We start from the raw sequence: 24740 nt of genomic DNA, 5'->3' as shown, positions 1-24740 counted from the left end.
TAAATAGGAGACGAAGTCATGAAAATTCTGAAAAATGTCGCGCTCATCCTGGCTGCTTCGGCAGCTTTCTCGGCAATGTCTGGCGCTGCTTTCGCCCAGGATAAGGGTGTTATTGGCATTTCACTGCCCGACAAGACTGAATCCCGCTGGATTACCGACGGCAAAAGCATGGTTGATGCACTGAAGGCGAAAGGCTACTCGGCCGACCTCCAGTACGCAAACTACGACGTTCCGACGCAGGTGAACCAGGTCGAGAACATGCTTGCGAAGGGTGTCAAAGCACTGGTCATCGCACCGATCGACGGAAAGACTTTTTCCGACGCTTTGGCGCTCGCCCAGAAGAAAGGCATCAAGGTCATCTCATACGACCGTCTGATTAGCCAGACCAAGGATGTCGACTACTACGCAACCTTCGACAACTATGGCGTCGGGGTTCTTCAAGGACAGAGCATCGTCAGCGCATGGCAGAAGGCCGGCAGCAAAACCCCGTTCAATATCGAAGTGTTCGGTGGTTCATCGGACGATAACAACGCCCATATGGTCTACGCGGGCGGCATGTCGGTCCTCAAACCGTACATCGACAGCGGCAAGTTCGTGGTTCGGAGCAAACAGGTTGCCTTCGATAAAGTCGCGACGCGCAACTGGGATGGCGCGACGGCTCAAGCTCGAATGGACAACCTGCTGAGCGCTTTCTACGGCAAGGACCACCTCGACGCGGTCTGGACGCCCAATGACGCAATTGCAGTTGGCGTTATCTCATCGCTTAAGGGCATCGGATACGGTTCGGCCCAGCAAACCATGCCCGTTGTCACGGGCCAGGACGCAGACATCCAGAACGTCAAGAACATTGTTCGGGGCGACCAGACCTCGACCGTGTTCAAGGACACTCGCAAGCTTGCTGGCGTGACCGCCGAGATGGTCGACAACGCGCTGAGCGGCAAGCAGGTGCCTGTCAACGACACGAAGAGCTACAACAACGGAACGAAGATCGTTCCGACTTATCTCGTGAAGCCAATCCTTGTCGACAAGGCCAATTACCAGTCGGAGTTGGTGACCAGCGGTTACTACACGCAGGCCCAAATCAAGTAAGGCATCTGAACGTCCGCGTGGCGGGGTGCCCACCAGCGCCTCGCTTCACGCAGACACGCTCGCGAGCGTGACCAATCAGAGGAATTTGACCATGGATACCATTCTGGAGATGCGCGGAATTCAGAAAAGCTTTGGCGCTGTCAAAGCCCTGAATAACGTCAATCTGAGGGTCCGTCAGGGCGAGATTCACGCCATTTGCGGAGAAAACGGCGCTGGAAAATCGACCCTGATGAAGATCCTCAGTGGGGTCTATCCGCACGGCTCTTATTCTGGCGACGTCCTTTACGACGGTCAGGAGCGGGCATTCGCCGATATTTCCGATAGCGAGGCAGTCGGAATCATCATCATTCACCAGGAGTTGGCCCTCGTACCGATGCTCTCGATTACCGAGAACATCTATCTGGGTAACGAGCAGTCGAAGCGCGGCGTCATCGATTGGCAGGTGTCGCGTGCGAAGGCAAAGGCGTTGCTGGCGAAGGTCGGCCTCTCAGACTCGCCAGATTCACCGGTCGGCACGCTTGGGATTGGCAAGCAGCAACTCATCGAGATTGCAAAGGCATTGTCTAAAGAGGTTCGCCTGTTGATTCTCGACGAGCCCACCGCAAGCCTGAATGAAAAAGACAGCGACACACTGCTTAGTCTTCTGCTCGAACTCAAGTCGCGCGGTGTGACGTCAATCATCATTTCGCACAAGCTGAATGAGATTTCGCGCGTTGCGGATGGAATCACCGTTATCCGTGACGGCTCGACGGTCGACGCCCTCGACTGCAAAGCCGAGAGCGTGAGCGAAGACCGAATCATCAAGGCGATGGTCGGCCGCGAGATGTCTGACCGGTACCCGCCACGTACGCCAAACATCGGCGAAGTCATTTTTGAAGTGAAGGATTGGCGTGTCCAGCATCCCACGCAGAGGGACCGTGCCGTCATCAAAGGCGTCAATCTGGAAGCGCGCAAGGGCGAAATCGTTGGCATCGCAGGGCTGATGGGTTCTGGGCGTACGGAGCTCGCCATGAGCGTCTTCGGCGGCACGTATGGTCAGGACATCACGGGCCAGGTGCTGATGCACGGAAAACAGGTCGACGTTTCGTCGGTACAGAAGGCCATCAAGGCGGGCATCGCCTACGTGACAGAAGACCGGAAAGGCAACGGTCTGCTCCTTGACGACAACATCAAGCGAAACATCACGCTGGCGAACCTGATCGGGGTCTCCAGATTTGGCGTCGTCGACGAGCACGAGGAGATAAAGGTTGCGACCGATTTTCTAAAGAAGCTCCGGATCCGCGCTCAAGGCGTTACCCACGTGGTTGGCAACCTGTCGGGTGGAAACCAGCAGAAGGTGGTGTTGAGCAAGTGGCTGTTCTCTGAACCCGAGGTACTGATTCTCGACGAGCCCACCCGAGGTATCGATGTGGGAGCGAAGTACGAGATTTACAACATCATCAATCAGGTGGTTGCAGCAGGTAAGTGTGTGGTCATGATTTCCTCGGAAATGCCCGAACTGCTTGGTATGTGCGACCGCGTGTACGTCATGAACGAAGGCCGGTTTGTCGGCGAATTCACCGCAGAAGAAGTCTCGCAGGAAAAGATTATGCGGGCGATTATGCGAAATGGAGGCATCGAAAATGCGTAAGGCACTCTCTCCAGTGGTCGCCGAAGGCGCCGAGGTTAAGAAAAGCGAAGTTTTGGGTGTGGTGAAGCGTATTGGCAGCGAGTATGGACTGCTCATTTCGCTCGTCATCATCATGGTCTTCTTTCAGGTCTCGACGAGCGGCGTATTGATGCAACCGCTCAATCTGACCAATCTGGTGCTTCAGAACAGCTACATCGTCATCATGGCCCTTGGCATGCTGATGGTGATTGTTTCAGGCCACATCGACCTGTCCGTCGGTTCAACGGCCGGTTTGGTGGGCGCGTTGGCGGCAGTATTGATGGTGCAGTTCGAGGTCAACTATATCTGGGCAACCATCATCTGTATTGCGGCCGGCGCGCTGATCGGCGCTGTGCAAGGCTACTGGATTGCGTTCTGGCGGATGCCTTCGTTCATCGTGACGCTGGCCGGCATGCTGGTTTTCCGCGGCATGACAAACCTCGTTCTGCAAGGTCAGTCCATCGGCCCGTTCCCTGATGCATTCGGCGCCGTGAGTTCGGGTTTTATCCCGGACCTTTTTCACGGACAGGCACTTCACATCACTTCGATAGTCCTTGGCGCGTTTGTCGGCGCGCTTTTTTTCGCGATTGAGCTTCGGCATCGCGCCGGCGCGGCGAAACATGGCGTCGAGAGTGGCTCGTTCTCGATGTTCGTGGCGAAGAATCTCGTCCTTACGGCACTGATAGTGTTCTTCTGCTACCTGCTTGCATCCTATCGTGGCCTGCCTACCGTGCTCGTCATCATGGCTGTGCTGATTGGTGTGTACACGTTCATCATGAATCGCACCACGATCGGTCGACGTATCTACGCGGTTGGCGGCAATGCAAAGGCAGCGAGATTGTCGGGTGTCAGCGTTCCGGCAGTGAGCTTCCTGACCTTTGTGAACATGGGTGTCCTTGCTGCGCTGGCAGGTCTGATCTTCGCCGCACGTCTGAATAGTGGAACGCCGAAGGCTGGCACGGGATTCGAGCTCGACGTCATCGCAGCGTGTTTCATCGGCGGCGCTTCCGCCTCCGGTGGTGTCGGAAAGGTGGTCGGAGCGGTCGTCGGCGCCTTCATCATGGGCGTGATGAACAACGGCATGTCCATTATGGGCATCGGCGTGGATTATCAGCAGGTGATCAAAGGCATCGTTCTGCTCGCGGCCGTGTTCGTCGACGTGTACAACAAGAACAAAGCGTAACTACTTTCCTATGGCAGACCGGATTTAGAACTCAGCGGGGCTTGGTGCGTGGCGAGGCCCAACTGACATGCATACTTGAGTCATGAGATTGCATCTCGAACATTTGGCCTGGTAATAAGCAACACTAATGGAATCGAATATGGTCAAGCATATCGTGATGTGGAACGTTCGCGGTGAGACTCCCGAGCAAAAGAAGGAATCCGCTGTGCTCGTAAAGACTGCGTTCGAGAGTCTGAGCGGAAAGATTCCCGGACTTACCAGGCTGGAGGTCGGGCTGGATGTAAGCGCCGTGGATTATGCCTGCGACGTAGTCTTGTACACAGAGTTCGAAAGCCAGGAGTCGCTCGACGCGTATGCGTCGCACCCTGAGCATCTGCGAGTGAAGCAGATCGTGGGTGACGTTCGTATCGCTCGCCACCAGGTCGACTACATCTAAGCGAGCTGTACCGTTTGACCACACAGGGAGCTAATCTCATGTATGAGTTTACCTATACCACGCAGGCGTCGAGAGTCGTATTCGGTGCTGGAAGCATGAAGCTGATTCAACAGGAAGTGGAGACGTTGGGTGCTCGCCGGGCGCTGGTTCTTTGCACGCCCGAGCAAAAGGCTCAGGCTGAAGTGGTTTCGTCTCTTCTTGGACCTGCGAGCGCAGGCGTCTTCGACGGCGCCCAGATGCACGTACCTATCGAGAACGCTCGCCGCGCGCGCGAACACGCGAAGTCGGTCGACGCAGACTGTGCTGTGGCTATTGGTGGGGGTTCGACGATTGGACTCGGCAAGGCGATTGCGCTCGAATCTTCGTTGCCGATTATCGCGATACCTACGACGTATGCTGGCTCGGAGATGACTCCTATCTACGGGATAACTGAAAACGGGCTGAAGAAAACCGGTCGCGATGCCAAGGTCATTCCCAAGACCGTCCTGTACGACCCGGAGTTGACCATCGGGCTCCCGGTTCGCCTCTCGATTGTCAGCGGTCTCAACGCTATCGCTCATGCTGCCGAGGGACTGTACGCACAGGACGGAAATCCCGTCATGTCGCTTATGGCGGAGGAAGGCATTCGCTCACTCGCCAACGGCCTGCGTGGCTTGAAGAAGAACAGCAAGGATAAAGCGGCGCGTAGCGAGTGCCTGTATGGTGCGTGGCTGTGCGGAATGGTGCTCGGCAATGTTGGCATGGCTCTTCATCACAAGCTGTGCCACACCTTGGGTGGAACATTTAACCTCCCTCATGCTGAGACTCACGCAATCGTTCTGCCTCATTCTCTCGCTTATAACAGTACCGTTGCGGATGAGGCGATGGGCCGAATCGCCAGGGCGTTGAACGTAGATTCAGCGCCAGACGGCCTTTACCAACTCAATGAAGAACTTGGCGTTCCGCGAGGGCTTCGCGAGATTGGGTTGGGCGAGGCCGACCTGGATCACGCATGCAAGGTGGCATTGTCGAATCCATACTGGAATCCGCGACCGATTGAGGAGGGGCCGCTTAGAGCACTGCTACAGCGTGCCTGGGAGGGCGCTCGTCCGTCCGTGTAGCCGTCGGAAAGGGGCGCCCACAGGAGGTCCGCGGGAACGAGCCTTCGATCTGGCGGTAGCAAACTAGCCGGCAGCCTAGGACTGCGCGTCACGGTCCTAGGCTGGTCGACTCCGCTGGCGGAAAGTCGAGTGCCCTCACCCCTTGCGGAACATAGGCGCTCCCCACGGCGCACCGATCGTGCCGCCGTCGACGACGATTTCCGCCGCAGTAATTCCCGAAGCATCGTCGGACGCGAGGAAAAGCACGGCCTTGGCAACTTCTTCAGGTGCAGCGAGGCGAGCCATCGGAACGCGCGGTGCCAACGCTTCTTCGGTCGCGTCGAGCGTTGCGCCGGCCCGTGCGCCGCGCGTCCAGATCGGTGTGCGTGTGCCGCCGGGAATCACGGTGTTGACACGAATGCCACGCTGCACGAGTTCCGACGCAAACACCTTTGCCATGCCGGTGACGCCCGCCTTCGTTGCGGAATAAGCGGCCGACCCGGGCGAGCCCAGCTCGCGCATCACGGAACCGTTCAATACGATCGAGCCTCCGGCGCTCATCAACGGCAGGGCCGATTGAACCGTGAGAAACACACCGGTGAGATTGGTGCGAAGAATCGCCTCAAATGCAGCAGCGGTCGTGCCGCCGAGCGGCGTCGGACCGGAGATTCCGGCGTTGGCGAAGACGATGTCCAGGGACCCGAATGCTGCCTGGATCTGCTTGAACGTCGACTCGATCGCGGTTTCATCATCGAGATCGGCCTGAATGCCAAGCGCGTTTTCGCCGAGCTCGGATACTGCCTGATCCAGTTTTGCGCGATCGCGGCCGGTAATCGCAACACGGGCGCCTTCGGCGATCAAAAGCTTCGCTGTAGTAAAGCCAATGCCGCTGTTGCCGCCAGTGACGAGCGCTGTCTTTCCGGTAAAACGCATTTCCTTCTCCTGTGTATTACGCCGCGAGATCACGTCCCAAGCCGCATCTGCTGACGGCGCAAAAACCTCGAAAAAATCTCTGTTAAGCAGCGCAGGACAGCCGCTGCATCCAAGCTGGCATGAACGTTGTCAACATCTCATTCTGTATGTTGATTATCATGCAGAAATTCAGTATTATGCTCATCATGCAGTTTGTCAAGCGTGATGAGGCGGAAAAATGGGTTATTCGCAGGCACAAAAGGCTGAGAGCAGGCAGCGGGTTCTGGAGAACGCGTCACGACAGATTCGCGAACACGGCATCGAGGCGCTCGGCGTCGCCGAGTGCATGCGCAGCGCGGGGCTGACGCACGGTGCGTTTTATGGCCATTTTTCGTCGCGTGATGCGTTGATCCTGGAGGCGCTCGAGCACGCGGTGAGTCAGAGCGAGAAGCGCATGGCTTCTATCGCAAGCGGTGCGGCAAAGCGTGGGGAAACGCCTCTGCAGGCTATTGCCGAGGCCTTCCTCAATGAGCGTCACGTGAAGAATCCCGGCAATGGATGTGCGCTGTGTGCGCTCGCCGGGGAAGCGCGCCATGCAAATCCGGATGTCAGGGAACAGCTCACGGGTTACGTGCGCAAACTGGCGTCACGAATAGCGCACGCTATACCCAGTGATAGCAAAGAGGCTGGCCTGGGTATCGTCGCGACCATCGTGGGGGCCATTACGCTTGCGCGCGCCGTTGACGACGACAGACTGGCGAAATCGATTCTCTCCGAGTCGCTCGTTCTGGTTATGAGTCGCGACTCATCGCCGGTTGGCTGAGTGTTACTTGCGACGGGCGCTATGGCATTCGCCATAGCCCGGAGCGGTACCGGCGTTGTTCGGTGAGGATCGACGATTCACTCACCAAACATGGCTTTAATGTCGCGTCCCGTCTGCTCGGCTTCGGCAATTAGCCAGTCGAGAAATTGCCTGGTTGCAGGGGAGTCTGCCGCAGTTCGCTTCCAGCAAATGAAGTAGGGGAACGGCATGGGTAGGGCGACCTTGAACGGCGCGACGAGTTCGTGTCGCTTGATGCTATCAATGGCAAAAAAGCCCTGTCCCAACGAAATGCCTCTTCCCCGAATTGCCGCATCGATTGCCATGCCGGAAACGGAGTAAGTGAGTGGCGCCAAGCCATCGGGCAGAGCCACGCCAACCGCATGCAACCAGTGTCCCCACGTTGGGGGTGACATGTTTGCCCATCCCCACTCGACGTGAATCAGCGGGTATCGCAAGATATCCGCCGGTTGCGAGATTGGTTTTTCCGCCTGCAGCAGCGAGGGTGCGAACACGGGTGCAACCCTGTCCGTAAAGACGACGTGATAGGGCGTTCCGTCAGTCGGGAGTGCCCCATACGTTAACCGGACGTCGGCACTTCGCGCGGCGATACTGGTTTCGTGGTCGACGACCTCGACATGGACCTGCACGTGAGGGCAGATGGTGTGCCACGTGTCCAATCTGGAGGCAAGCCAATGGGTCGCCACGGACGGAAATGTCATCAGGGTGAGCCGACGGCCCGTCTGCGCCTTGAGCGCCGCCTGGGCGCTATGAAAGCACTCGAACCCCCGGGAGATATGCGAGTGGTACAGCTCGCAGAGCGGGGTCGGTCGCAGGCCCGTGTTCTCCCGCTCGAAAAGCGCGACCCCGAGAAAGTCTTCAAGGACGCGAATCTGCTGACTAATCGCACCGGGCGTCACGTGAAGCGCCTCGGCGGCGGCTACGACGCCTCCGTAACGAATGACGGCATCGAATATCTGCAAGGCTCGAAGAGGAGGAAGGCGGTTCATGTCGTTGACCTGGCAAATGCCATCGTGAAGCCAGTCTAGCAAAGACTGATCTCCGCCTCGACGCGCAACGGCGTCATGCAATGCCGCACGCTTACGGCTTCACATCGGTCTTGAACCACTTTTCCGACAAGCGCGTCACGGTACCGTCCGCTAGTGCTGCCGTGATGGCTGCGTCAAACTTTGCTTTCAGATCCGTATCCTGTTTGCGAAACCCAAGACCTTCTCCCGGCCCCCAAACCGCGCCGCCGATGGTTGGTCCGGCGATCCGGATTCGGGAGGTGTCTTTATTGTCGGCGATTCCGGCGTAGTAGGTGACGTCGTCGAAGGCTATGTCGACGCGTCCGTTGACCAGGTCGAGGTCACGTTCGGCCGAGGTCTTGTAGAGGCGTACGGAAGTGATGTCCTTGAAGTTGTCGTTGATGAACTTGGTGTACACCGTGCCGGATTGAATGCCGATCGATTTCCCTTTCAGCTGATCGCGCAGCGGGGCGATCATGGGGCTGTCGGTTTTGGGGTCGCCAGTCAGCTTGAGCGAAGAGGTTTTTCCTGTCGTGTTCGCCAATCCGTGCCCATCTACTGTCGCGAACGCGGCCGGCGTTGCAGCGTAGGGCTTGGAGAAGGCAATGACCTGCTGACGTTCGGGTGTGATTGCAAGGGCATCCATCACAGCATCGAATTTGCCGGCCTGCAGGCCGGTAATGAGACCGTCAAAGTCCTGGGCGACCGGCTCGCATTGCAGGTTGACCCGCTTGCAAAGATTGTCGAGTAATTCCGGTTCGAATCCCGAGATTTTGCCATTCGGCAAGGTCAGATTCCATGGAGCATAACTGCCTTCCAGGGCGACCTTCACGGTCTTCCATTCCTTTGCTTGAGCGCCGTTTCCTGCCAGTGCCAGCACGCCGAGAAAGGTGACGAGAGAAGTCTTCAGGACTCTTGTTGAAATCGCATTCGCATTACACCTCTATAGTGTCGAATCAAGGTTGTGCTTGGATTGAAAATACTCGGATCGCCACAGTTCGCGGCATTGCTGGCGCTACCGGCTTCAGTTGTGCAAGGTGCCGGCGATGTTTTCCACGATGCTCAGCAAGTCGCCCTGTTCGACGAGCCGGTGGACGCCCATCATGTCCGGATAGAAAAACCGATCGCCTTCTGCTGTCGGGGCAACCTGTCGAATTCGCGCATACACCGCCGCGGTTGCCGGTGAGGCGTCGGCTGGATCGAAGAAGTCCAGCGCCTGGGCGGCGGTGAGCAGTTCGATCGCCAGCACGTGCTGCAACTTCTGCGAAGTTGTGTAGGCTTTTCGTGCCGCGTGATAAGCGAAGCTCACGGGGTCTTCCTGGTTGCCGCTCGTCGGCACGCTGTCGACGCTTGCTGGTTGAGCAAGGGTGCGCATCTCGCCCAGCAAGCCGGCCGCCGTGTACTGAATGATCATGTAACCGCTGTTCAGCCCGGGATCCTTCGCGAGGAACGCAGGCAGTTCGCTGAAGTACGGGTTGACGAGACGGTCCGTCCTGCGCTCCGAGATCTTCGCGAGCGTGGTCATGGAGATGCAAAGGAGATCGCACGCGATGCCGACGAACGTACCATCGAAGTTGGCACCGGATATCGCGGTACCATCCTCGGCGTCGGGATGGATGACGGGGTTGTCGCCGCACGACCCCACTTCATCGAGAATCGCGTCGTACGCGTTCTTGATCGCCCGCTTGGACGCTCCATGTACCTGAGCAATGCCGCGAAGGCTGTAGGCGTCCTGCAGCCGGTAATCGGTAAAGCGATCGCATAGCGCACTTCCGGCGAGGAGCCGCCGGATGTTGTCGGCCGTGTTCCTCTGATCGACGTGTTTCTTGACGGAGTGATACCGGGCATCCAGCGAGCGCGTGGTGGCCTTGAGCGGCTGCAGGGACATTGATGCGGCGATGTCCGCAACCTTCGAAAGCTCGAGCGCGTTGTAAAGCGCGAGCATCCCGATCGCGGTCACTGAGGTAGTGCCGTTGGTGAGCGAAAGCCCCTCCTTGCAGCGCAACGAGTGCGGCTTCAGCCCCGCTCGCTCCAATGCTTCGGCGCCACTCACGCGTTCACCGCGATAGAAAGCTTCTCCTTCGCCGATCAGCACAAGCGCCATATGTGCCTCGGGCGCGAGATAACCGACCGATCCGTCGCCCGGCGCGAACGGCGTGATGTCGTTGTTCAGCAGTCCGGCGATTTGCTGCAGCAATTCGAGGCTTACGCCGGAATAACCCTTGCCGAGGCTGATCAGCATCATCAAAAGGGTGGCTCGGACCACTTCACGCGGCAGCGGTTCGCCGACCGAGACGGCATGGGAGCGCACGATATTTCGCTGAAGCTGCTCGGCGTCGTCCGGGCTGATGACGCGTGTCGAATTTGCGCCAAAGCCAGACGTCACCCCATAGACAAGCCGGTTCTGGCTCAGAAAGAGATCGACCAGGCGGCGCGAGTTCAACACGCGCTCGCGATAGACGGGCGAAAACTTTATCTGTGCGCCATGTCGGGCTACGGCAATGAATTGCTCGATTGAAATATCGGATTCCCCGAGCTGAACTTCGGATATCTTGCTGGGTCGAGATTCGATGTGCGCCAGACTCATTCTGAATTTCCTCTGCCGAATGCATGAAATGAAGTGGGAGGCAAAATCCGCTTCAAAGCGTGATGTTTGCCGGAGATCATTGCAGGGCAGAGTAGCGTCGGTGGGGGTGACACACAAACGATTTGATTTGAGTTCCGTGTTTAGTTTTTCTAAAGTCGGATTTTTGTTTCGTGTTTAATTTGACTTTATAAAGGGCGATTTCTGTTTAATCCGAGAAAACTATTTTCTCGGATTTTTTGAGGGTGTCAGAAAGACTCGATCCTTGAGATCGGCAGAGCCGGTCCGGCTCTGCCGTCCATGTCACACCGTTACGGCGTGCGCGGAAACTCGAACGCGTCGAACAGGTCGTCGATTGCAGGCGCATTGACCGGCACATACGGATGCGTCTGCAACTGGATCGGATTCGGCAGATTGTCACGGCTTCTTTCCGTGATCGGCTTCAAATGCCAGTTGCGGTCGATGAACTTCACGATCGACGCGTGATCACCGTACTGGTGCACGACGCGGCCACCGCGAGAGTATGGCGACACGACGATCATCGGAATGCGCGGGCCGTCGCCAAAGAAGTCGAGCGGCTGGATGTAGCCTGAGTCGTAGTAGCCGCCGCCTTCGTCGGTCGTGACAAGAATCGCTGTCGAAGCCCACAGGCTCGGGTCACGCTGCACCGTGTCGACCAGCTTGTGCACGAACGATTCAAAGAGTCCGAACTTCGACGACTCCGGATGCCCGTCGAGCAGACCGCCCGGCTTCACGAACGAAACCGCGGGCAGCGTGCCGTTCGCGATGTCCGCGTACAGATCGGTCGTGTCCTGCAGGTGCGCTTTGACGAGCGCGGGGTTCGTCATGATCGCGGTTTCATACAGGAACGGGTTGCAGATATTGCAGTAGACACTCGTGGCCGGCGTCGTCACAAACGTATTCCAGCCTTCGCCGTAGTACTTCCACGAGATGTTCTTTTCGATCAGCGTATCGGCGATCGTCCGCACCGGCGACGGCGGGATCGTGAACGTACTCGTATTGACCGTGCCGTCCCCGTTGTAGCCTGGGTTGTAGTTGTTCAGCAGGTAATACGTGTTCGGCGCGCACTTCGCGTCCGGCTTGTACGGCAGGCGGTTCAGGTACTGCCGCAGCGCGCCGGCGCCGGGCTGATGACTGTCCGAGCAGTTGCTGTACGTGCCGCCCGAATAGCCGTCCTGCGTGTAATAGTTGTTGGTGTTTGCCTGCGGTAGCGGATTCTCGATCTGATCCGCCGGCGGCTTCGTGGCATTGCCGTTGCCGTCCGTGTAGTAGAGCGCATCGGCGGTGCCGATCATGATGCTGTTAGCGCCCGTGCCGCCCATCACCGGCTGGTGATAGTTGTCGCTGATCGTGAATTGGCGCGCGAGATGCGTGAAGTACGGCATGTCGCCGGTATTCACGTTGTAATAGCCGAGCGCGGTCGCTCCTTCGCCGGTCGTCTCATCGTTGAAGTTCGCGGGCCGCGGCTTGCCGTTCGAACCGGCGCCCACCGATGTCTCCACCCACGCAAACAGATCCATCTGACAACCGCTCGGATTATCGAGCGTGGCGTGATCGAGACTGCAATCGGCCTCTTGCCAATTCTGGTAGAAGCGGTGCACCGGGCTGTTGATGTACTGGTCATAGTCGGGACCGACGCGCGAGATCTGATACGGTCCGTTCGGCAGGTTATACGTGTTCGAGCCGAAGCGCGTATCGACGCTATGCGTCGGCAAGCCGCTCGCGCCGGTGGTCAAATGCACGACATCCCAAGGCTCCATCATCGCGCCTTCGGCGGTCTGCGCCGCGGTGAGCGTGGCGAACGGCGGCGGACTGGTATCGCTCGGCGTGCTTGCCGTAGAGCCGGTATTCGGCGCCGGCAGCACTGTATACGGCTGCTTGCCGCCAGGCGCCATCTCGAAGCGCTTCGGGTCCGTGGCACTAGCCGTGTATTGCGCGGCCAGCGCGAAGTTCGGACCCGGGCGGCCGTCGGCCGTGATGATGCCCTTCGACAGCAGGTTCGCCACTGTCTGCCCCTGGCGTGGCGTGTAAGCACCGAATACGTGATCGAACGTGCGGTTCTCGCCGACCACCACGATGACATGCTTGATCGGCGACGCGGTGTTCACTGTCGCAGCCGCTATCGCGGCCTGCTGCTGGCTTTGCGCGACGGTCGGCCAGATAGCCGCGGCAAGCGCGACGGAAACGGCGCCGCAAAGCAAGCCGTTTTTAAATATTGGTGTACTAATTACATTGGCAATTTTTTTCACGAACGCCTCCATGACGTTACTCGGACGAGCAAGCGGTAATGTGGCGTGTGGCGACGACGGGCAGCTCCCTGCGTGGGGACGCTGCCTCCATTACAAAGCGTTACGACGGGAAGAAATTATAGGGAGGGAATGACAATACGGGGACAAAAAAAAGTCGCTGGCATGTGAATTTGCCAACGAATTACTTTCACTGTGATTCACATTGCATAATTCGCCCGTGGCAAAGGCAGCGAGCACATCATTGTTCATTGCGGTTAGCTCGTCGCTTCAACATAAATCGGTGTCATGTTTTCACATGTCTTTAGCTTGGCTATGACCGCCGGCGGCGTTTCGGGGCGATTTTCGTGCATGCAAAACTTCATGCTTTCCACGTAAGCATTGGCACTTCGTGGGTTAGAGCCTGACTATGAATCACACTTTGGGTGTTCAAACCGCAGACTATTCTGCGATTTGACGGTCGGCGTTAGGGTTCAGCGATGGTACAAAACCCTGGCGGTTAATACCTCCGAAATACACTAATCTAGAATAATAAGATCCGTTATATAGGGGCGAAAGCAAAATGAAAACCCGCTCGCCACTCACTATCTGTTTGCCGCTTGCGATATTTGTCGCCGCATGCGTTCTGTCGCTTCCGACCCTCGTCATCGCGGTTGTCTGGATGACGATTGGTGTGATGGCGCTCGGCCATCGCAGCCTTGAAAGCTTTCCTGCGACTGGCATAAACCGTGTGTTGCTCCGGGGATACCGCGGAGCATGCCTGTGGTTCTGGCATCTGGCCTGGTGGCCTTGGTACATGCGCTCATCTATCCAGGATGTCACCGGACAGATCGGAAACTCGCTGCATCGAACGAAGAAATCAGGGGATAAAGAGCTGAAGAGTTCGTCGGACAGGCGGTCAAATGACGACCATGATTGAAAGCGCGACGGGAGCGGAGCGGCAGCCGTCTTCCGATGGTTAGCCATCGATGCAATTGACTGATAAGTCGGCTGCTGCCAGCGATTCCTCACATCGTATTCACCACACGCGCGATTGTTAGATCCATCCGGCAGATCGTCACCATTGCCCTGGCTGCGCACTCGAATGACGGAATTCAAAAGCGCCAGAGAACAAGTATTGCTGGAATAAGCCGGCATGTTCCATCGTTTACTCGTCAGGCAACCACGTCCCGAGCGGCAGGCCCCTATCGCGGCCATGCCTGCGACGTGAATTTGCGCAAGCACACCGATGTGCTGGGTGACGCCGACGACACGACGTCGAAAACGTCGGGGATTCATGTGGCCATACATCATGAACAAACTGCTTCGTTTCGGGACATTGCTCGTCTGTCTCGGCTTCGCTGCGCCTGCACTCGCGCAAACGTATGACGAGCAACCGGTGCCGGCCGACAGCATGGACAGCACGAATTGCCGAGCTGTTGTCGGGCAGGCGGAAATCGATGGGACGATGCAGCAGGTCGTCGGACGTGCGTGCCTGCAAAGTGATGGGACCTGGCAGATTGTTCAAAGCCAGGATGGCAGCGTGCTGTGGTACCCCGCCGCGGCCTATCCCTATTCCGACCCCTGGTGGTGGGGGCCGCCCGTATTCATTGGCGCGGGCGTGAGCTTTATCTTTGTCGACCGTTTCCATCACTTCCATCACTTTGACCACTTTCATCAGATGGGTCACGTTCGCTTTGCACCAAACGGAACGGGTTTTCACCGCGGCCCGTTCCCGGGCGGTGGTATGCATAACTTCGGTGGTACGAGGGGATTCGGCGGCATGCATGGGTCCGGCGGCATGCATGGGTCCGGCGGAATGCATGGATTCGGCGGTATGAATGGGTCCGGCGGAATGCATCGGCGCTAGTCCAACTTTTCCTATGTGCGCCTCTCGCAACGCTCATATGGGATCGTCCAACGTGACCGCTCACGCCGCGCCGGCGAACTACGTCGAACAAGGGTAGCCCTCAGCCGGCCCGGGCCAGTACAGCGCCTCCTGGTATTACTGCGATCCACCCACGCGAGATCTCTAGAAAGACCAGAGCGTGCCGCTAAAAAGCGGTGGTCCGACAAAACGTAGACCGGGATCGGAGTCGTTCGAGCGGAAGATTGTGGAGGTGCGGTCCGTTGCGTGATTCCGGTTACTTACGCGGACCACCCCCGTGCGATCCGCTCGCTCCCGACGGCTGAAAGTCGCTGCCGAAACCACTTGAGTCGTGCCCGCCGCCGTGCCCGCCGCCGTGGCCTTCGGCGTGCGCTTCGCCGTGGCCGCGGCCAACCATTGCGCCGCCGTGATGAAAGTCACGATCATGGTCATGGCCGCGATGAAAATCGAAGTCGTGGTCGTGGTCGTGGTCGTGGTCGTGGTGGTGACGATGAAAGTTGTCAATATCGACAAAGCCGAAAAAACCTCGTTCGTACAGGGGGTACCCATAGGCGGGACCGCAGTAATATTCAGCGCCCGCAGGATTGGTCATCATGTACTCCTGATCACAGGAATTCATCGATGTGTCGTAAGGCGCCACGGCACAGCCGCCCAGCAATGCGGCTGCAAATACCCCTGTCAAATGGGGCAAAATCATGTGCTGCACGGTAAGACCTCATCTAATGTGGCGGAACGACTCCGCTAAAGATTTAGACCACGGCGAGGCACGCTTGTCCGGGGAGCGTGCAGCGGAAATTCGTTACCGCGCGTGACAAAACGAGGTCGCCAAGCTCATCTGGGTCAGTGAAACGTGGTGCGTCAAAAAACGCATGACCCAAGCCGGTCAGGGCGTGACGAGCAAAGACGTATGCAGGCCCATCGAGTAGTGGCCTGGCCGGTTGCAGATTACTACGTAGCGGCCGGGTGCCAACTTGAGCGTCAAACGCTTGCTCTTGCCGGGGTCGATGTCCTCCACCTCTCCCATTTTTTTGAACTGACTCTCCGACACCTGTCCATTTTTAACTGGCAGCCTATCGGCGGCCAGGTCTGTTTTAAGAACGACGAACTCATGCGTCATACCGGTGTCCGGCGCGTTGCTTACCTCGAACGTGACTTTGCCTGCCTTAACGTCACTTGCATTGAGCTGGATCGTGTTCGTGAGCAGCGTGGCTTTTATGGTCTGCTCTGCGTAACTGGGGCTGCAAACGAGGCCGAGTGCGGCCACGCCAAGGAAGACTGCGGTGCGTGAGCTTGAGAACATGACGTTTTCCTCTACGAATACCGCGCGTATCAACACTACAGAAATAAAACGGCCGGCGCCGCGGGCTTATTCCCGTGTCCGAGAACTATTTTCGTGTCGGTCGCTAACCGATCCCACCTCCGCCCGACGCAATGCAAATCATGCTGCTCGTACTTCGCCGGAACCTCAGATCGAGGTCTATTTTTTTCGCAGACGTTCGTTCACCAGGCGAGCAATGGCTGCCGGTGCCTGGTCTGGTATGGCGAAAACCGAGCTGACGTTGATCTCGCAGAGTACGTAGGTATCCTTGCCCGATTCGGTGCGCGGCCCATAAAGAAAGTCAGCATCCCAGATAATCGGCAGCGAAGCGCTGTCGATGTTCAGGACGTTCATCATTTGCGGCGTCCATTCGAGTTCCATTTTCGCTCTCAAGGCCTGGAACGGCTCAGCCGAGGCGGGGTGCATGATACGTGGCCCGGGCTGCGCAGCGTCAGAGTCGGGTCCTTCCGGTGGTGGCGGTATCAGCGCCTTGATCAACTGGTGTCCAAATCCAACAACCTTCTCTCTTCCCATGTAGCAGCGAATCATGCCGTCGGGCAGGCGTGACTGAAAGGGTTGGTCGACAATGCAGCCGTCGGGCCTGAGGTATGCCTCGCAACGCGCCATGAATTCGTGAAGCGCTATCTCTTGCGGCACACTCCCTCGGCGTGCATGCAGAACTCGAACCAATACGGTATCGCTGCCCGGCGGCGAGATTTGCTCGACCTTCCAGACCCCCTGACCTCCATTGCCCCTATTTTGTTTGAGCACGCGCGGTCCTGCCGATTCAAGCCGGGACGGGAACTCGGACTGGAACGCAGGTTTGTTGCGATAGACATGGGTATCCGTGCCCCAGCCGAGATGCCTGGTGCGATGTAGAACCTCCTTGACGCCCATCTTCAAGATAACGTCAGGGTGGGCGCTGACCCAGGGTCCGCGCGACGCCACCTCCCGCAACATCGCGTCGAGAGCGACTCGGGTCTGCCCATCGTGAATCGGGTCGACCCATACCAGTACGCCATCGACATTCAGGAGTTGTTCACGCACTTCGTCCACCATCTCGTCGGAATAGACGGCGGGTTGAGCCGCGATGCCGATCGCCGTCAGTTCTTCGAAGATGCGATAAAAGCGATTATTCGCCGGTGTCGCACTTTTACGCGCCTCATGATCGCCGCGCCACAGTACGGCCACCTTGGCCGGTTCAGTTTGACTCATCTCATCCTCCGCACTCGCCACGGCCTCAGCCTTGAGGCGCCATGATGCGCAACGTCGCCTGCCCCTGAACGTTCCTGAGCGGGAAGTAAGCGCGATGCGTCGAGTCATCCACCGCGACGACGTGCGCATTGGGGCCAATGCGGCCGTCACCAATCTTCGACACGTTGCCCGCGTCGGCTTTGAACATCGAGACGATGCCAGTCTCACCGGCGACGTAGAGCAGATGCAGTTGCCGATCGAAGGCCAGGACATCCGGATCCCGACCGACATCGAAGGACGACTTGACGCGCATCGTCCGCATGTCGAGCGCCAGCAGTTTGTCATTGCCTTCGCACGCGATGAAAGCAAGCCGTTGCTGCGGTTCGATCAGCAGTCCGTGATTGCCCCGCGCGCCCGGCAGATCGATGCGCGCTACGATCCGGTCGTTGGCCGGGTCGATTTCGACCAGTTGCTGCCGGGATTGCACATTCACAAAGATGTGCCGGGAGACCGGATCGTACTGGGTATTGCCGACTTCACCGTCGAGCGGGATCGTTGCAATCCGCGTGTTCGAGCGAACGTCGATCACAGTCTCGGTTTCGCCCGTTTCGTCGGACACATAGAGCTTGTGCGCATCGGGCGCGTAGGCAATTCCGTCCGGGTACCTGCCGCCCGGCATGCGCGCGGTGATCTTTAGTGTGGCTTCGTCAATCGCGACGATCTCATTTGAACCGGTGGCCGACGCATACACGCGTGACAATTCCGGAAGCGCCAGCACGCCATGCACTGAGGCCACGTCTGGAATCCGGGCGATTACGCGCGCTGCGCGCGTGTCAAACGCGACCACCTCGCCTTCGCCCAGATGGGCAATGAATAGCAGATGACGGTGCGGGTCAAGGCTTGCGTAATCGAGTCGGGTCGGTCGTCCGCCCAGCGGAATGTCGGCGATCTGTTTCAACGGCAGGTCGCCCATTTCAAGACCGTCATCCGCACCTGACGCGGAGAACATCACGACCCCCAACGCGGCAACAATAGCGCACGCGGCAGAAAGCAGCCAACGAGCAGCAGGCCGAGTCCAAAGTGCATTCATGATGCGAGTTTCATCAGTGTGTTCACCGTGCAACGACGATCCGCAAGCGGCGCTCGTTCAATCGTCGTCTTCGCCAGCCTCACGCATCATCCAGTTCACGTCAGCCTCCGCCCAGGCAACGTTGCCTGCATCCGCATGGCGGCGTTGTCCCAGTTGATGAGGCTAAACAGCTGGTTGACGTATTCGTTACGCCGGTTCTGGTACTTCAGGTAGTACGCGTGCTCGAAAACGTCGAGGATGAGGATGGGCTGGATACCCCAGGCGGTCAGCTTCTGATGGTTCTCGCACTGGAGGATCATGAGCTTGCCCGTCGCGGGATGGTAGCCAACAACCCCCCAGCCGGATGCTTCTACAGCAATCGTCGCGGCAAGCAGTTGCGCCTTGAACTTCGCATAGGAGCCGAAATTCCTGTCGATTGCTTTTGCCAGATCGCCCTTCGGTTCACCGCCTGTACCCGAGATGCTGGTCCAGTAAATGGTGTGCAGGATGTGACTCGATAGCTGGAAGGCCAGTTCTTTCTCATAGAACTTCACCAGCGCGAAGTCGTTTGAGTCCCGGGCTTTCGCCAAGCTGTCTTCAGCCTTGTTCGCGGCAGCCACCGCGGGCTTGTGGTGAAAGTTGTAGTGCAGTTCGACGGTGCGCGCATCGATAACCGGTTCAAGCGCATCGTAGGCGAATGGCAGCGGTGCAGCGGCATACTTGCCGTCCGCGTCTGTGAGCTTGTCGGTGTAACCGAGCTCTTCTGCGGCACGTGCCGATTGTGCCTGGGCCAGCATGATTCCAGCGCCGACCGCGGCGGTGTCTTGCAGGAAGGTACGACGTGTGGCCATGAATACGATCCTCGTAGAATGCGCGCACGCGCGGGCGATCAGATGGCGTGCGAATGGATAAGCGGATAGACAGCGAGGCCAAACAGGGCAGCCGCAACGACAATTACCGGCTCCTGCAGCTTCTTGAATCGCCAGAGCAACACGAGCGTCACAAGAGCAAGCATGACAGTCGGCCAGTCAACGATCGAGCGCCGCGCGATGACAATGACTGAGCCCGTGATTGCGCCCACGGCCGCCGCAGTAATGCCATCGACGAACGCCTTGACGGCCGGTAACTTGCCGTATTTCTTGAAGTACGGCGCCGGCAGCACCGTGAACAGATAGCAAGGCAGGAAAGTCCCGAGTGCGGCGACGCAGGCGCCCGAAAATCCGGCGACGAGATAACCGATGAAACCGACCGTGATGACGACCGGCCCCGGCGTGATCATTGCGACGGCCACCGCATCGACAAACTGCTTGTCGTTGAGCCAGTGATGTTCGGTCACGACGCCGCCGTAGAGGAAAGGCACGATTGCGAGTCCCGAGCCGAACACGAACGCACCGGCCTTGGCGAAGAAAAGGCCGATCTGGCCGAGCAGTGGCAGATCAAGACCACTGAGGACGCCGCTCATACCGGGCGCCTGCGCAACGGCAAGCGCATTCAGTCCGCCTTTGCCAAACCACTTCGGCGGCGCACGCCAGAACCAGTTGATCAGGCCACCCGCGATAAACAGCCATGCGATCTCGGATTGGGTGACCACGGTGACGACCGCGAGCGTCAGGAATATCGCCCACAGCAGTCTGTCTTTGCCGATGGTCTTCCTGGTCAGCTTGTACGCGCTCATCGCGATGATTCCGACCACGGCGGCCCCCACGCCGTAGAAGACTGCCTGCATCCAGGAGAGGCCGCCATACTGAGCGTAGGCCCAGCCGAGCGCCACAACCATCAGGAACGAAGGCAGGACGAAAGCGATACCGGCCACCGTTGCACCGAGGACCCGGTAATGCACGTATCCGAGATAAATGCCGAGTTGTGCCGCAAGAGGGCCTGGCATCATTTGAGCCAGCGCCAACCCCTCCTTGTAGTCCTGCTCGCTGATCCAGCACCGACGTTCGACCAGGTCACGGTGCATGTAGCCGACCAGCGCCACCGGCCCGCCAAAACCGAAGGTGCCGAGGCGAAGCATGTAAAAGAGCAACTGCCAGAGGGTGTAGCCCGGCGCGGTCGCCGCCGTGGTGTTCATGACCGGCCCCCTGCGTCGGTGTTTTTTGTGCTTGCCGTGAAGTGCGCGTAGATCGAATCCAGCACGCGACTCATCTCGTCGAGCAGTTGATCGTCGTCCAATGCGCGTAGCCGCGCGCCGGCCATCACCGCTTCGAAGCCGATTGCTTCTGGTACCGGTGCGCCGCCCACGTCGAGCGCATGCACCAGTTCACCGAGCCGAAGAAGCGCCGCGTCTTCGTCGAGGCCGAAACTCACAACCAACACCTCAAACGTCACGCGCTCGCCCACGTGTGTGAAGGCCGCGCCGTCGAAGTCGAAGCCGAGTGCATCCGACGGGCAGGCTTCCGGCGACACGAGCCAAAGGAAGCGTGCCTGCGGATCGATGAAGCGACGGATCAGCCATGCGCTCGCGACGCGATCGACCCATAGCCGTTGCCGGGTTGCCCACGTGCGGGCCTGGTACTCGTCGCGCCGTAACCGCCGGATGGCCCGCTCGGCCGCATGCGGCTCACCTGGCGACAGGACCGTATCCGCGAGCGCTACAAAGTCTTCCCAGGCGATTTCAGCGTCGGTCAAAGCGGCGCCCGGGAAATAGTCGACCGTCCGGATCGCGTCATAGTCCTTGCGCAGGCGACGCATCAGGCGGGTGACTTCCGCTGGTGCCTGGCCTCCGAGCGTCTTCCGCGCGGCGCCCAGTGACGCGACAAAGGTCCTGTAATCGTCGTTCCGGTCGAACAGTGCGCGAAAGTCCGCTTCCTGCGACGAGTCCAGACTTTGCGCCCGCAGCAGATGCGCAGTGCCACCGGCTTCGTCAATGCTGCCGGTGAGTTCGCGCAGCATGTCTTCGCGCTCCGCGGTGTGCGGCAACAGGTAGATGCCGTCACGCAGGACGGCGCCCCCCTTCGCTTTCAGCGCCCGCCATGCCCGCATCCGCGCGGTAGCGTTCTCAGTCGGAAAGGTCAGGACCAGTACGGCCCACGTGGTCAAGGTAGTCATGTAAAGTAAACTACATGTGTGTAGCGTACTTTACAAATTATTTTTTTTAAGCGTCGGCCGGCGTCGGATTGCGGGTAATGGAATCGACGCGCCGAGGCGCGCAGTGGCTGGCAGTCGCATGCCAGCCACCGGCGAAAGACCTGATTTCATGAAGTCGCTTCCGAGCGCTTTGCACGTCATTCCAACGCCCGTTATTGCCCACCATTCTCGAAAGGCACGTTCCAGACCGTCACGCTGTTTGTGTTGTCGTCGACCGCCGCAAAGCGCACGAACTCATGACGCGGCTGCGAGAACGCCAGTCCGAAGGCACCGGCTTGGGCCGGGTCGACGGCAAGCTGCGCGACGAAGCGGCCTTGCGGCGTAAATTCGACGATTTCGCTCGGCTGCTTCGGATCGCTATTGATCGCATCGCCGTTCGCGACGAACAGATGGCCGTCCGGTCCGAGGGTTAGCCCGAGCGGGCCGTGGAGATGTGCGTTGTCCGCATAGATCACCACGCCTTTGCCACCGTCGTGCTGCGATTTGCCCGCATCGAATACCGCGAAGATCGCGTTATCGACGGTGGACGCGACATAGAGTACGTCGCGCTGTGGGTCGTAGGCGAGTCCGGTCGGGCCTACGACCAGTGCCGCGGAATCGCTGCGATGCGGGTAAACCGAGGCGATCTGCGTCGCGTGGTTGAGATGAACGCCGTTGTCGTCGACGCTCACATCGAGGCGCACAACCGTCCCGTTGAGCACGTTCGATACGAACACCTTTGCACGGTCGCCTTGATCGAAGATCGTCAGATCCCAGGGTCCGTCGATCTTCGCCATCGCAGGCGTCCATTGCGCGACGATGTTGCCGGTTCGGTTCAGCACCAGCAGCACGCCGGGCTGGATCGTATTGAAGGTGCCATCCGTGGTCGGTACGCTGCCGACCAGCACGAAGCCGCCCTTGAGAACACCGAGCGCGGTGCTCAGGCCAAGCCCCGGGGCGCCCTGGAAGAACGTCGTGGCCGGCTGGTTGTTCGGCACGATCTTGACGATCGTCGTGCCAGTGCCCTGGGCGTTCTGCGCGTTGTTGAAGTTCGAGATCAGCAGGTCGCCTGCGGCGATGGTGCCGAAGCGGGGAAATCCGTCGGGCACGAAGGCGACGCCGTACGGATTGACATCACCGTTGGCCGGTATCGTCGTCGAGGTGACGAACGACGGCGGGAGCAGCGGCGTGAGCTCGTCGGCGAGGGCGGAGCCCGCTGCCGAAAGCGCGAGACTGGCGCCGTATAGGGCAGCCAGCAGCAGGTGTTTCAGCGTGCGGTCTTTTGCACGGACACCGCGCTGGCAGGGTTGCTGGTCGATTGTCGGATTGAAGCCGTTTATGACGGGGTTCATGACTGGCATCTCCAAGAAGGCCGCGGGGCGGGCGCGTTGTTGTCGCTGCGCGCAGTGCGTGCCGGCCGCCGCTAGCGAATTTCGCCCGTGCCCACGAGACGGCAACCAGCACCGCTGTCCTGCAACTCGAACGCGCGTCGCGCAGCGTCGGCAACGGCGGGGCGAATCCTGCAAACAGGCAAGCGCAGACCCTTGCCGGCGGGTGCGTGGCAATCGAGGCCTGGTTCAGGCATAACGGAATGGGATCGTCCGTGCGCAGTAAACGGCTGGCAGGAACAAATATTCCAGCGTGACCGGCCACACGGGGTGGCCTGTCATGGCACGCTAGTCCGTTCGAGTTGAAGCAGTTGCAGCGTCGGCTTGACCGGAAGCCTGATGCGATGACCATCCGAAGAAGCATCGTTGAACACGTCTTCGGCACGCTCAAGCACTGGATGGGTGCCACACACTTCCAGACCCGGACGCTCGGGCGGGTGAGCACCGAAATGAGCCTTCAGGTACTGGCATACAACCTCAAGCGAGTCATGAATATACTTGGGGTTGCGAGGACAATGAAGGCAATGAGGATGGCTGGAAGCTGAGGCCCTGAAGGGCTTCTTGCGCTCGCATTGCTCGAATAGCGCAAGCTCGACGTATCTAACTTGATTGACCCGACCGCGAACCTCGCCCTCAGCCGCGAAAATCGAGTTTCCACACACCCTCGGTCGCGTGCTGCCGGTCGCTGCATCGCGCACCACGGGAAACGATGCCTCATGCGTTAGGCAGACGCGGCCAGCAGCGATCCTCGGTCGCGCGCGCATCGGACCGTGGAGTGTCCGTCACAATTTTCCGGCGATTGATCAATCACCGCCCTATGCCGCCGCAGTACGCCGGGAAGCTGGAAACCTTCGCCGCCAATGCTGTATCGTGAGCGCCACCGCCGTCGCACAGACCCCACGATCTCCGTCGAAATGCCCCAGATGATCCCACTCCACCGCGATCTAGCTTTCTATCAGCTCCTTGCCGACAGCTATGCCCGGCTACTTGGTCGGCCCCTGGTGCAACAGGCCATGCCCCTGGCCGAAGCTACCGAATGGCTCTATGAGCATGCCCCGTTCGCGGTACTCGCGCACAACACCGATCCCGACCCGCTCTTTATATACGGCAACAAGGCCGCGCAACGCCGCTTTGGATATAGCTGGGATGAAATCACCCGACTGCCGTCCCGACTCTCGGCCGAGGCTCCGAATCGCGAGGAGCGGCAGCAATTTCTCGCACGCGTACAGCGGCTCGGCTACGAGGCGGGCTACAAGGGTGTGCGTATCACCAAGTCGGGCCAGCGCTTCATGATCGAGGAAGCCACGCTGTGGCAGCTTCTCGACACGAACGGTCAACTGCACGGCCAAGCGGTTGTCATCCCGAGCACGCACGACCTTTGATCGCGCATATCAATCTGGGACGAGCCGCAGTTGCTGCTTGAAAACAGTCGTTTCGAAGAAGGTAGTCTGAACGGCGGTTGAATCTGCCGTCGCCCGCTGTCGGTCGCCGCATTGCGCGGCACGGAAACGATACCTCATGCATTAGGCAGCACGCGGCCCAGTTTCAGTCATTCGATACCTTCGCGAAGATCGCCGAAAATCGGAGGGTATGACGCTCAGAAATGACTGCAAGTCACGACAGTACCGAACGCATGATGTCCCCCTCACCGCTCGTGCTCGAATGACGGTGGCACGAAGTTTTTCAACAAGCTGCTAGTCTTACTGTGTCAATAAAAAGCGATACCTGGTAGTATGAAGTAATAGAGACTGCGGGCGATCGCAATGACAGAAGAGATCGATGAATTTGA

The 24740-nt window shown here is 58.8% G+C and carries 22 protein-coding genes and 1 pseudogene; 10 read left to right on the top strand and 13 right to left on the bottom strand.

Annotation, left to right across the window (positions count from 1 at the left end):
* Window positions 1-18: 18 nt before the first annotated feature.
* From chvE to P3T25_RS42085, 5 genes are all read left to right on the top strand, one after another.
* The gene (gene chvE / locus P3T25_RS42105; RefSeq protein WP_154563861.1) at window positions 19-1089 is read left to right on the top strand and encodes a multiple monosaccharide ABC transporter substrate-binding protein; all 1071 of its coding nucleotides are present in this window, start codon (window positions 19-21) and stop codon (window positions 1087-1089) included.
* A 91-nt stretch (window positions 1090-1180) separates the two neighbouring features.
* On the top strand, window positions 1181-2719 hold the full coding sequence (mmsA, locus tag P3T25_RS42100) for a multiple monosaccharide ABC transporter ATP-binding protein (RefSeq protein ID WP_266260366.1): 1539 nt from the start codon (window positions 1181-1183) through the stop codon (window positions 2717-2719).
* A complete protein-coding gene (gene mmsB, locus P3T25_RS42095) occupies window positions 2712-3920 on the top strand; it encodes a multiple monosaccharide ABC transporter permease (RefSeq protein ID WP_154563865.1) in 1209 nt (402 codons plus the stop codon). The genes mmsA and mmsB overlap by 8 nt, the downstream gene beginning before the upstream one ends.
* A gap of 139 nt (window positions 3921-4059) precedes the next feature.
* Window positions 4060-4356, top strand: a complete 297-nt coding sequence (locus P3T25_RS42090; RefSeq protein ID WP_054033905.1) for a Dabb family protein — start codon at window positions 4060-4062, stop codon at window positions 4354-4356.
* 38 nt (window positions 4357-4394) lie between these two features.
* Window positions 4395-5456, top strand: a complete 1062-nt coding sequence (locus P3T25_RS42085) for a maleylacetate reductase (protein WP_429363159.1) — start codon at window positions 4395-4397, stop codon at window positions 5454-5456.
* Window positions 5457-5591: 135 nt separating this feature from the next.
* Here the strand turns inward: P3T25_RS42085 and P3T25_RS42080 are convergent, their stop codons facing one another.
* On the bottom strand, window positions 5592-6368 hold the full coding sequence (locus tag P3T25_RS42080; RefSeq protein WP_154563871.1) for an SDR family NAD(P)-dependent oxidoreductase: 777 nt from the start codon (window positions 6366-6368) through the stop codon (window positions 5592-5594).
* Window positions 6369-6585: 217 nt separating this feature from the next.
* On the opposite strand from P3T25_RS42080, the gene P3T25_RS42075 reads away from it, so the two are divergent.
* Window positions 6586-7170, top strand: coding sequence for a TetR/AcrR family transcriptional regulator (locus tag P3T25_RS42075; protein ID WP_429363157.1), 585 nt, complete (start codon window positions 6586-6588; stop codon window positions 7168-7170).
* A 77-nt stretch (window positions 7171-7247) separates the two neighbouring features.
* On the opposite strand, the gene P3T25_RS42070 is transcribed toward P3T25_RS42075, so the two are convergent.
* From P3T25_RS42070 to P3T25_RS42055, 4 genes are all read right to left on the bottom strand, one after another.
* Window positions 7248-8177, bottom strand: a complete 930-nt coding sequence (locus P3T25_RS42070; RefSeq protein WP_429363155.1) for a LysR substrate-binding domain-containing protein — start codon at window positions 8175-8177, stop codon at window positions 7248-7250.
* Window positions 8178-8268: 91 nt separating this feature from the next.
* The gene (locus P3T25_RS42065) at window positions 8269-9105 is read right to left on the bottom strand and encodes a transporter substrate-binding domain-containing protein (protein WP_429363207.1); all 837 of its coding nucleotides are present in this window, start codon (window positions 9103-9105) and stop codon (window positions 8269-8271) included.
* A gap of 114 nt (window positions 9106-9219) precedes the next feature.
* Window positions 9220-10782, bottom strand: coding sequence for an HAL/PAL/TAL family ammonia-lyase (locus P3T25_RS42060; RefSeq protein WP_429363153.1), 1563 nt, complete (start codon window positions 10780-10782; stop codon window positions 9220-9222).
* Window positions 10783-11090: 308 nt separating this feature from the next.
* A complete protein-coding gene (locus P3T25_RS42055) occupies window positions 11091-13061 on the bottom strand; it encodes an alkaline phosphatase family protein (RefSeq protein ID WP_429363151.1) in 1971 nt (656 codons plus the stop codon).
* A gap of 547 nt (window positions 13062-13608) precedes the next feature.
* Here P3T25_RS42055 and P3T25_RS42050 point away from each other — a divergent pair.
* Together P3T25_RS42050 and P3T25_RS42045 are read left to right on the top strand one after the other, a co-directional pair.
* Window positions 13609-13965, top strand: coding sequence for a hypothetical protein (locus P3T25_RS42050; protein ID WP_429363149.1), 357 nt, complete (start codon window positions 13609-13611; stop codon window positions 13963-13965).
* Window positions 13966-14337: 372 nt separating this feature from the next.
* Window positions 14338-14895 carry a hypothetical protein gene (locus tag P3T25_RS42045; protein WP_429363147.1) on the top strand — a complete coding sequence of 186 codons (558 nt, stop codon included), beginning with the start codon at window positions 14338-14340 and terminating at the stop codon, window positions 14893-14895.
* A gap of 274 nt (window positions 14896-15169) precedes the next feature.
* Here P3T25_RS42045 and P3T25_RS42040 read toward each other — a convergent pair whose 3' ends face one another.
* The 8 genes from P3T25_RS42040 to P3T25_RS42005 form a co-directional block, all read right to left on the bottom strand.
* Entirely contained in the window at window positions 15170-15619 is a 450-nt protein-coding gene (locus P3T25_RS42040; RefSeq protein ID WP_429363145.1) for a hypothetical protein, read from the bottom strand.
* Between the two features lie 177 nt (window positions 15620-15796).
* Window positions 15797-16213 carry a cupredoxin domain-containing protein gene (locus P3T25_RS42035; RefSeq protein WP_154563889.1) on the bottom strand — a complete coding sequence of 139 codons (417 nt, stop codon included), beginning with the start codon at window positions 16211-16213 and terminating at the stop codon, window positions 15797-15799.
* A 177-nt stretch (window positions 16214-16390) separates the two neighbouring features.
* A complete protein-coding gene (locus P3T25_RS42030; protein WP_429363143.1) occupies window positions 16391-17446 on the bottom strand; it encodes a Cj0069 family protein in 1056 nt (351 codons plus the stop codon).
* A 25-nt stretch (window positions 17447-17471) separates the two neighbouring features.
* Window positions 17472-18515, bottom strand: coding sequence for a hypothetical protein (locus P3T25_RS42025; RefSeq protein WP_429363141.1), 1044 nt, complete (start codon window positions 18513-18515; stop codon window positions 17472-17474).
* A gap of 95 nt (window positions 18516-18610) precedes the next feature.
* Entirely contained in the window at window positions 18611-19291 is a 681-nt protein-coding gene (locus P3T25_RS42020) for a superoxide dismutase (RefSeq protein WP_429363139.1), read from the bottom strand.
* A gap of 92 nt (window positions 19292-19383) precedes the next feature.
* Window positions 19384-20568: a chromate transporter gene (locus P3T25_RS42015; RefSeq protein ID WP_429363137.1), complete on the bottom strand. Its 1185-nt coding sequence runs from the start codon at window positions 20566-20568 to the stop codon at window positions 19384-19386.
* The gene (locus P3T25_RS42010) at window positions 20565-21545 is read right to left on the bottom strand and encodes a chromate resistance protein ChrB domain-containing protein (protein ID WP_429363135.1); all 981 of its coding nucleotides are present in this window, start codon (window positions 21543-21545) and stop codon (window positions 20565-20567) included. The genes P3T25_RS42015 and P3T25_RS42010 overlap by 4 nt, the downstream gene beginning before the upstream one ends.
* A gap of 191 nt (window positions 21546-21736) precedes the next feature.
* Window positions 21737-22915, bottom strand: coding sequence for a hypothetical protein (locus P3T25_RS42005; protein ID WP_429363132.1), 1179 nt, complete (start codon window positions 22913-22915; stop codon window positions 21737-21739).
* A gap of 338 nt (window positions 22916-23253) precedes the next feature.
* Between P3T25_RS42005 and P3T25_RS42000 the strand changes: the two are divergent.
* Together P3T25_RS42000 and P3T25_RS41995 are read left to right on the top strand one after the other, a co-directional pair.
* A pseudogene (locus tag P3T25_RS42000) lies at window positions 23254-23496 on the top strand (transposase); the annotation flags it as partial.
* 378 nt (window positions 23497-23874) lie between these two features.
* On the top strand, window positions 23875-24333 hold the full coding sequence (locus P3T25_RS41995; RefSeq protein ID WP_171928927.1) for an MEKHLA domain-containing protein: 459 nt from the start codon (window positions 23875-23877) through the stop codon (window positions 24331-24333).
* The last annotated feature ends 407 nt before the right edge of the window (window positions 24334-24740 follow it).

It is taken from the genome of Paraburkholderia sp. GAS32 (assembly GCF_050434225.1).
GTDB lineage: Bacteria > Pseudomonadota > Gammaproteobacteria > Burkholderiales > Burkholderiaceae > Paraburkholderia > Paraburkholderia madseniana.
Note: the sequence above shows the minus strand (reverse complement) of the source record. Positions and strands in the feature narration are given on the sequence as shown.

Bases quoted from the DNA above. Each gene is read 5' to 3' on its own strand.
- chvE (WP_154563861.1), top strand. From the start codon at position 19: ATGAAAATTCTGAAAAATGTCGCGCTCATCCTGGCTGCTTCGGCAGCT.
- mmsA (WP_266260366.1), top strand. From the start codon at position 1,181: ATGGATACCATTCTGGAGATGCGCGGAATTCAGAAAAGCTTTGGCGCT.
- mmsB (WP_154563865.1), top strand. From the start codon at position 2,712: ATGCGTAAGGCACTCTCTCCAGTGGTCGCCGAAGGCGCCGAGGTTAAG.
- P3T25_RS42090 (WP_054033905.1), top strand. From the start codon at position 4,060: ATGGTCAAGCATATCGTGATGTGGAACGTTCGCGGTGAGACTCCCGAG.
- P3T25_RS42085 (WP_429363159.1), top strand. From the start codon at position 4,395: ATGTATGAGTTTACCTATACCACGCAGGCGTCGAGAGTCGTATTCGGT.
- P3T25_RS42080 (WP_154563871.1), bottom strand. From the start codon at position 6,368: ATGCGTTTTACCGGAAAGACAGCGCTCGTCACTGGCGGCAACAGCGGC.
- P3T25_RS42075 (WP_429363157.1), top strand. From the start codon at position 6,586: ATGGGTTATTCGCAGGCACAAAAGGCTGAGAGCAGGCAGCGGGTTCTG.
- P3T25_RS42070 (WP_429363155.1), bottom strand. From the start codon at position 8,177: ATGAACCGCCTTCCTCCTCTTCGAGCCTTGCAGATATTCGATGCCGTC.
- P3T25_RS42060 (WP_429363153.1), bottom strand. From the start codon at position 10,782: ATGAGTCTGGCGCACATCGAATCTCGACCCAGCAAGATATCCGAAGTT.
- P3T25_RS42055 (WP_429363151.1), bottom strand. From the start codon at position 13,061: ATGGAGGCGTTCGTGAAAAAAATTGCCAATGTAATTAGTACACCAATA.
- P3T25_RS42050 (WP_429363149.1), top strand. From the start codon at position 13,609: ATGAAAACCCGCTCGCCACTCACTATCTGTTTGCCGCTTGCGATATTT.
- P3T25_RS42045 (WP_429363147.1), top strand. From the start codon at position 14,338: ATGAACAAACTGCTTCGTTTCGGGACATTGCTCGTCTGTCTCGGCTTC.
- P3T25_RS42035 (WP_154563889.1), bottom strand. From the start codon at position 16,213: ATGTTCTCAAGCTCACGCACCGCAGTCTTCCTTGGCGTGGCCGCACTC.
- P3T25_RS42030 (WP_429363143.1), bottom strand. From the start codon at position 17,446: ATGAGTCAAACTGAACCGGCCAAGGTGGCCGTACTGTGGCGCGGCGAT.
- P3T25_RS42025 (WP_429363141.1), bottom strand. From the start codon at position 18,515: ATGAATGCACTTTGGACTCGGCCTGCTGCTCGTTGGCTGCTTTCTGCC.
- P3T25_RS42020 (WP_429363139.1), bottom strand. From the start codon at position 19,291: ATGCTGGCCCAGGCACAATCGGCACGTGCCGCAGAAGAGCTCGGTTAC.
- P3T25_RS42015 (WP_429363137.1), bottom strand. From the start codon at position 20,568: ATGAACACCACGGCGGCGACCGCGCCGGGCTACACCCTCTGGCAGTTG.
- P3T25_RS42010 (WP_429363135.1), bottom strand. From the start codon at position 21,545: ATGACTACCTTGACCACGTGGGCCGTACTGGTCCTGACCTTTCCGACT.
- P3T25_RS42005 (WP_429363132.1), bottom strand. From the start codon at position 22,915: ATGAACCCCGTCATAAACGGCTTCAATCCGACAATCGACCAGCAACCC.
- P3T25_RS41995 (WP_171928927.1), top strand. From the start codon at position 23,875: ATGATCCCACTCCACCGCGATCTAGCTTTCTATCAGCTCCTTGCCGAC.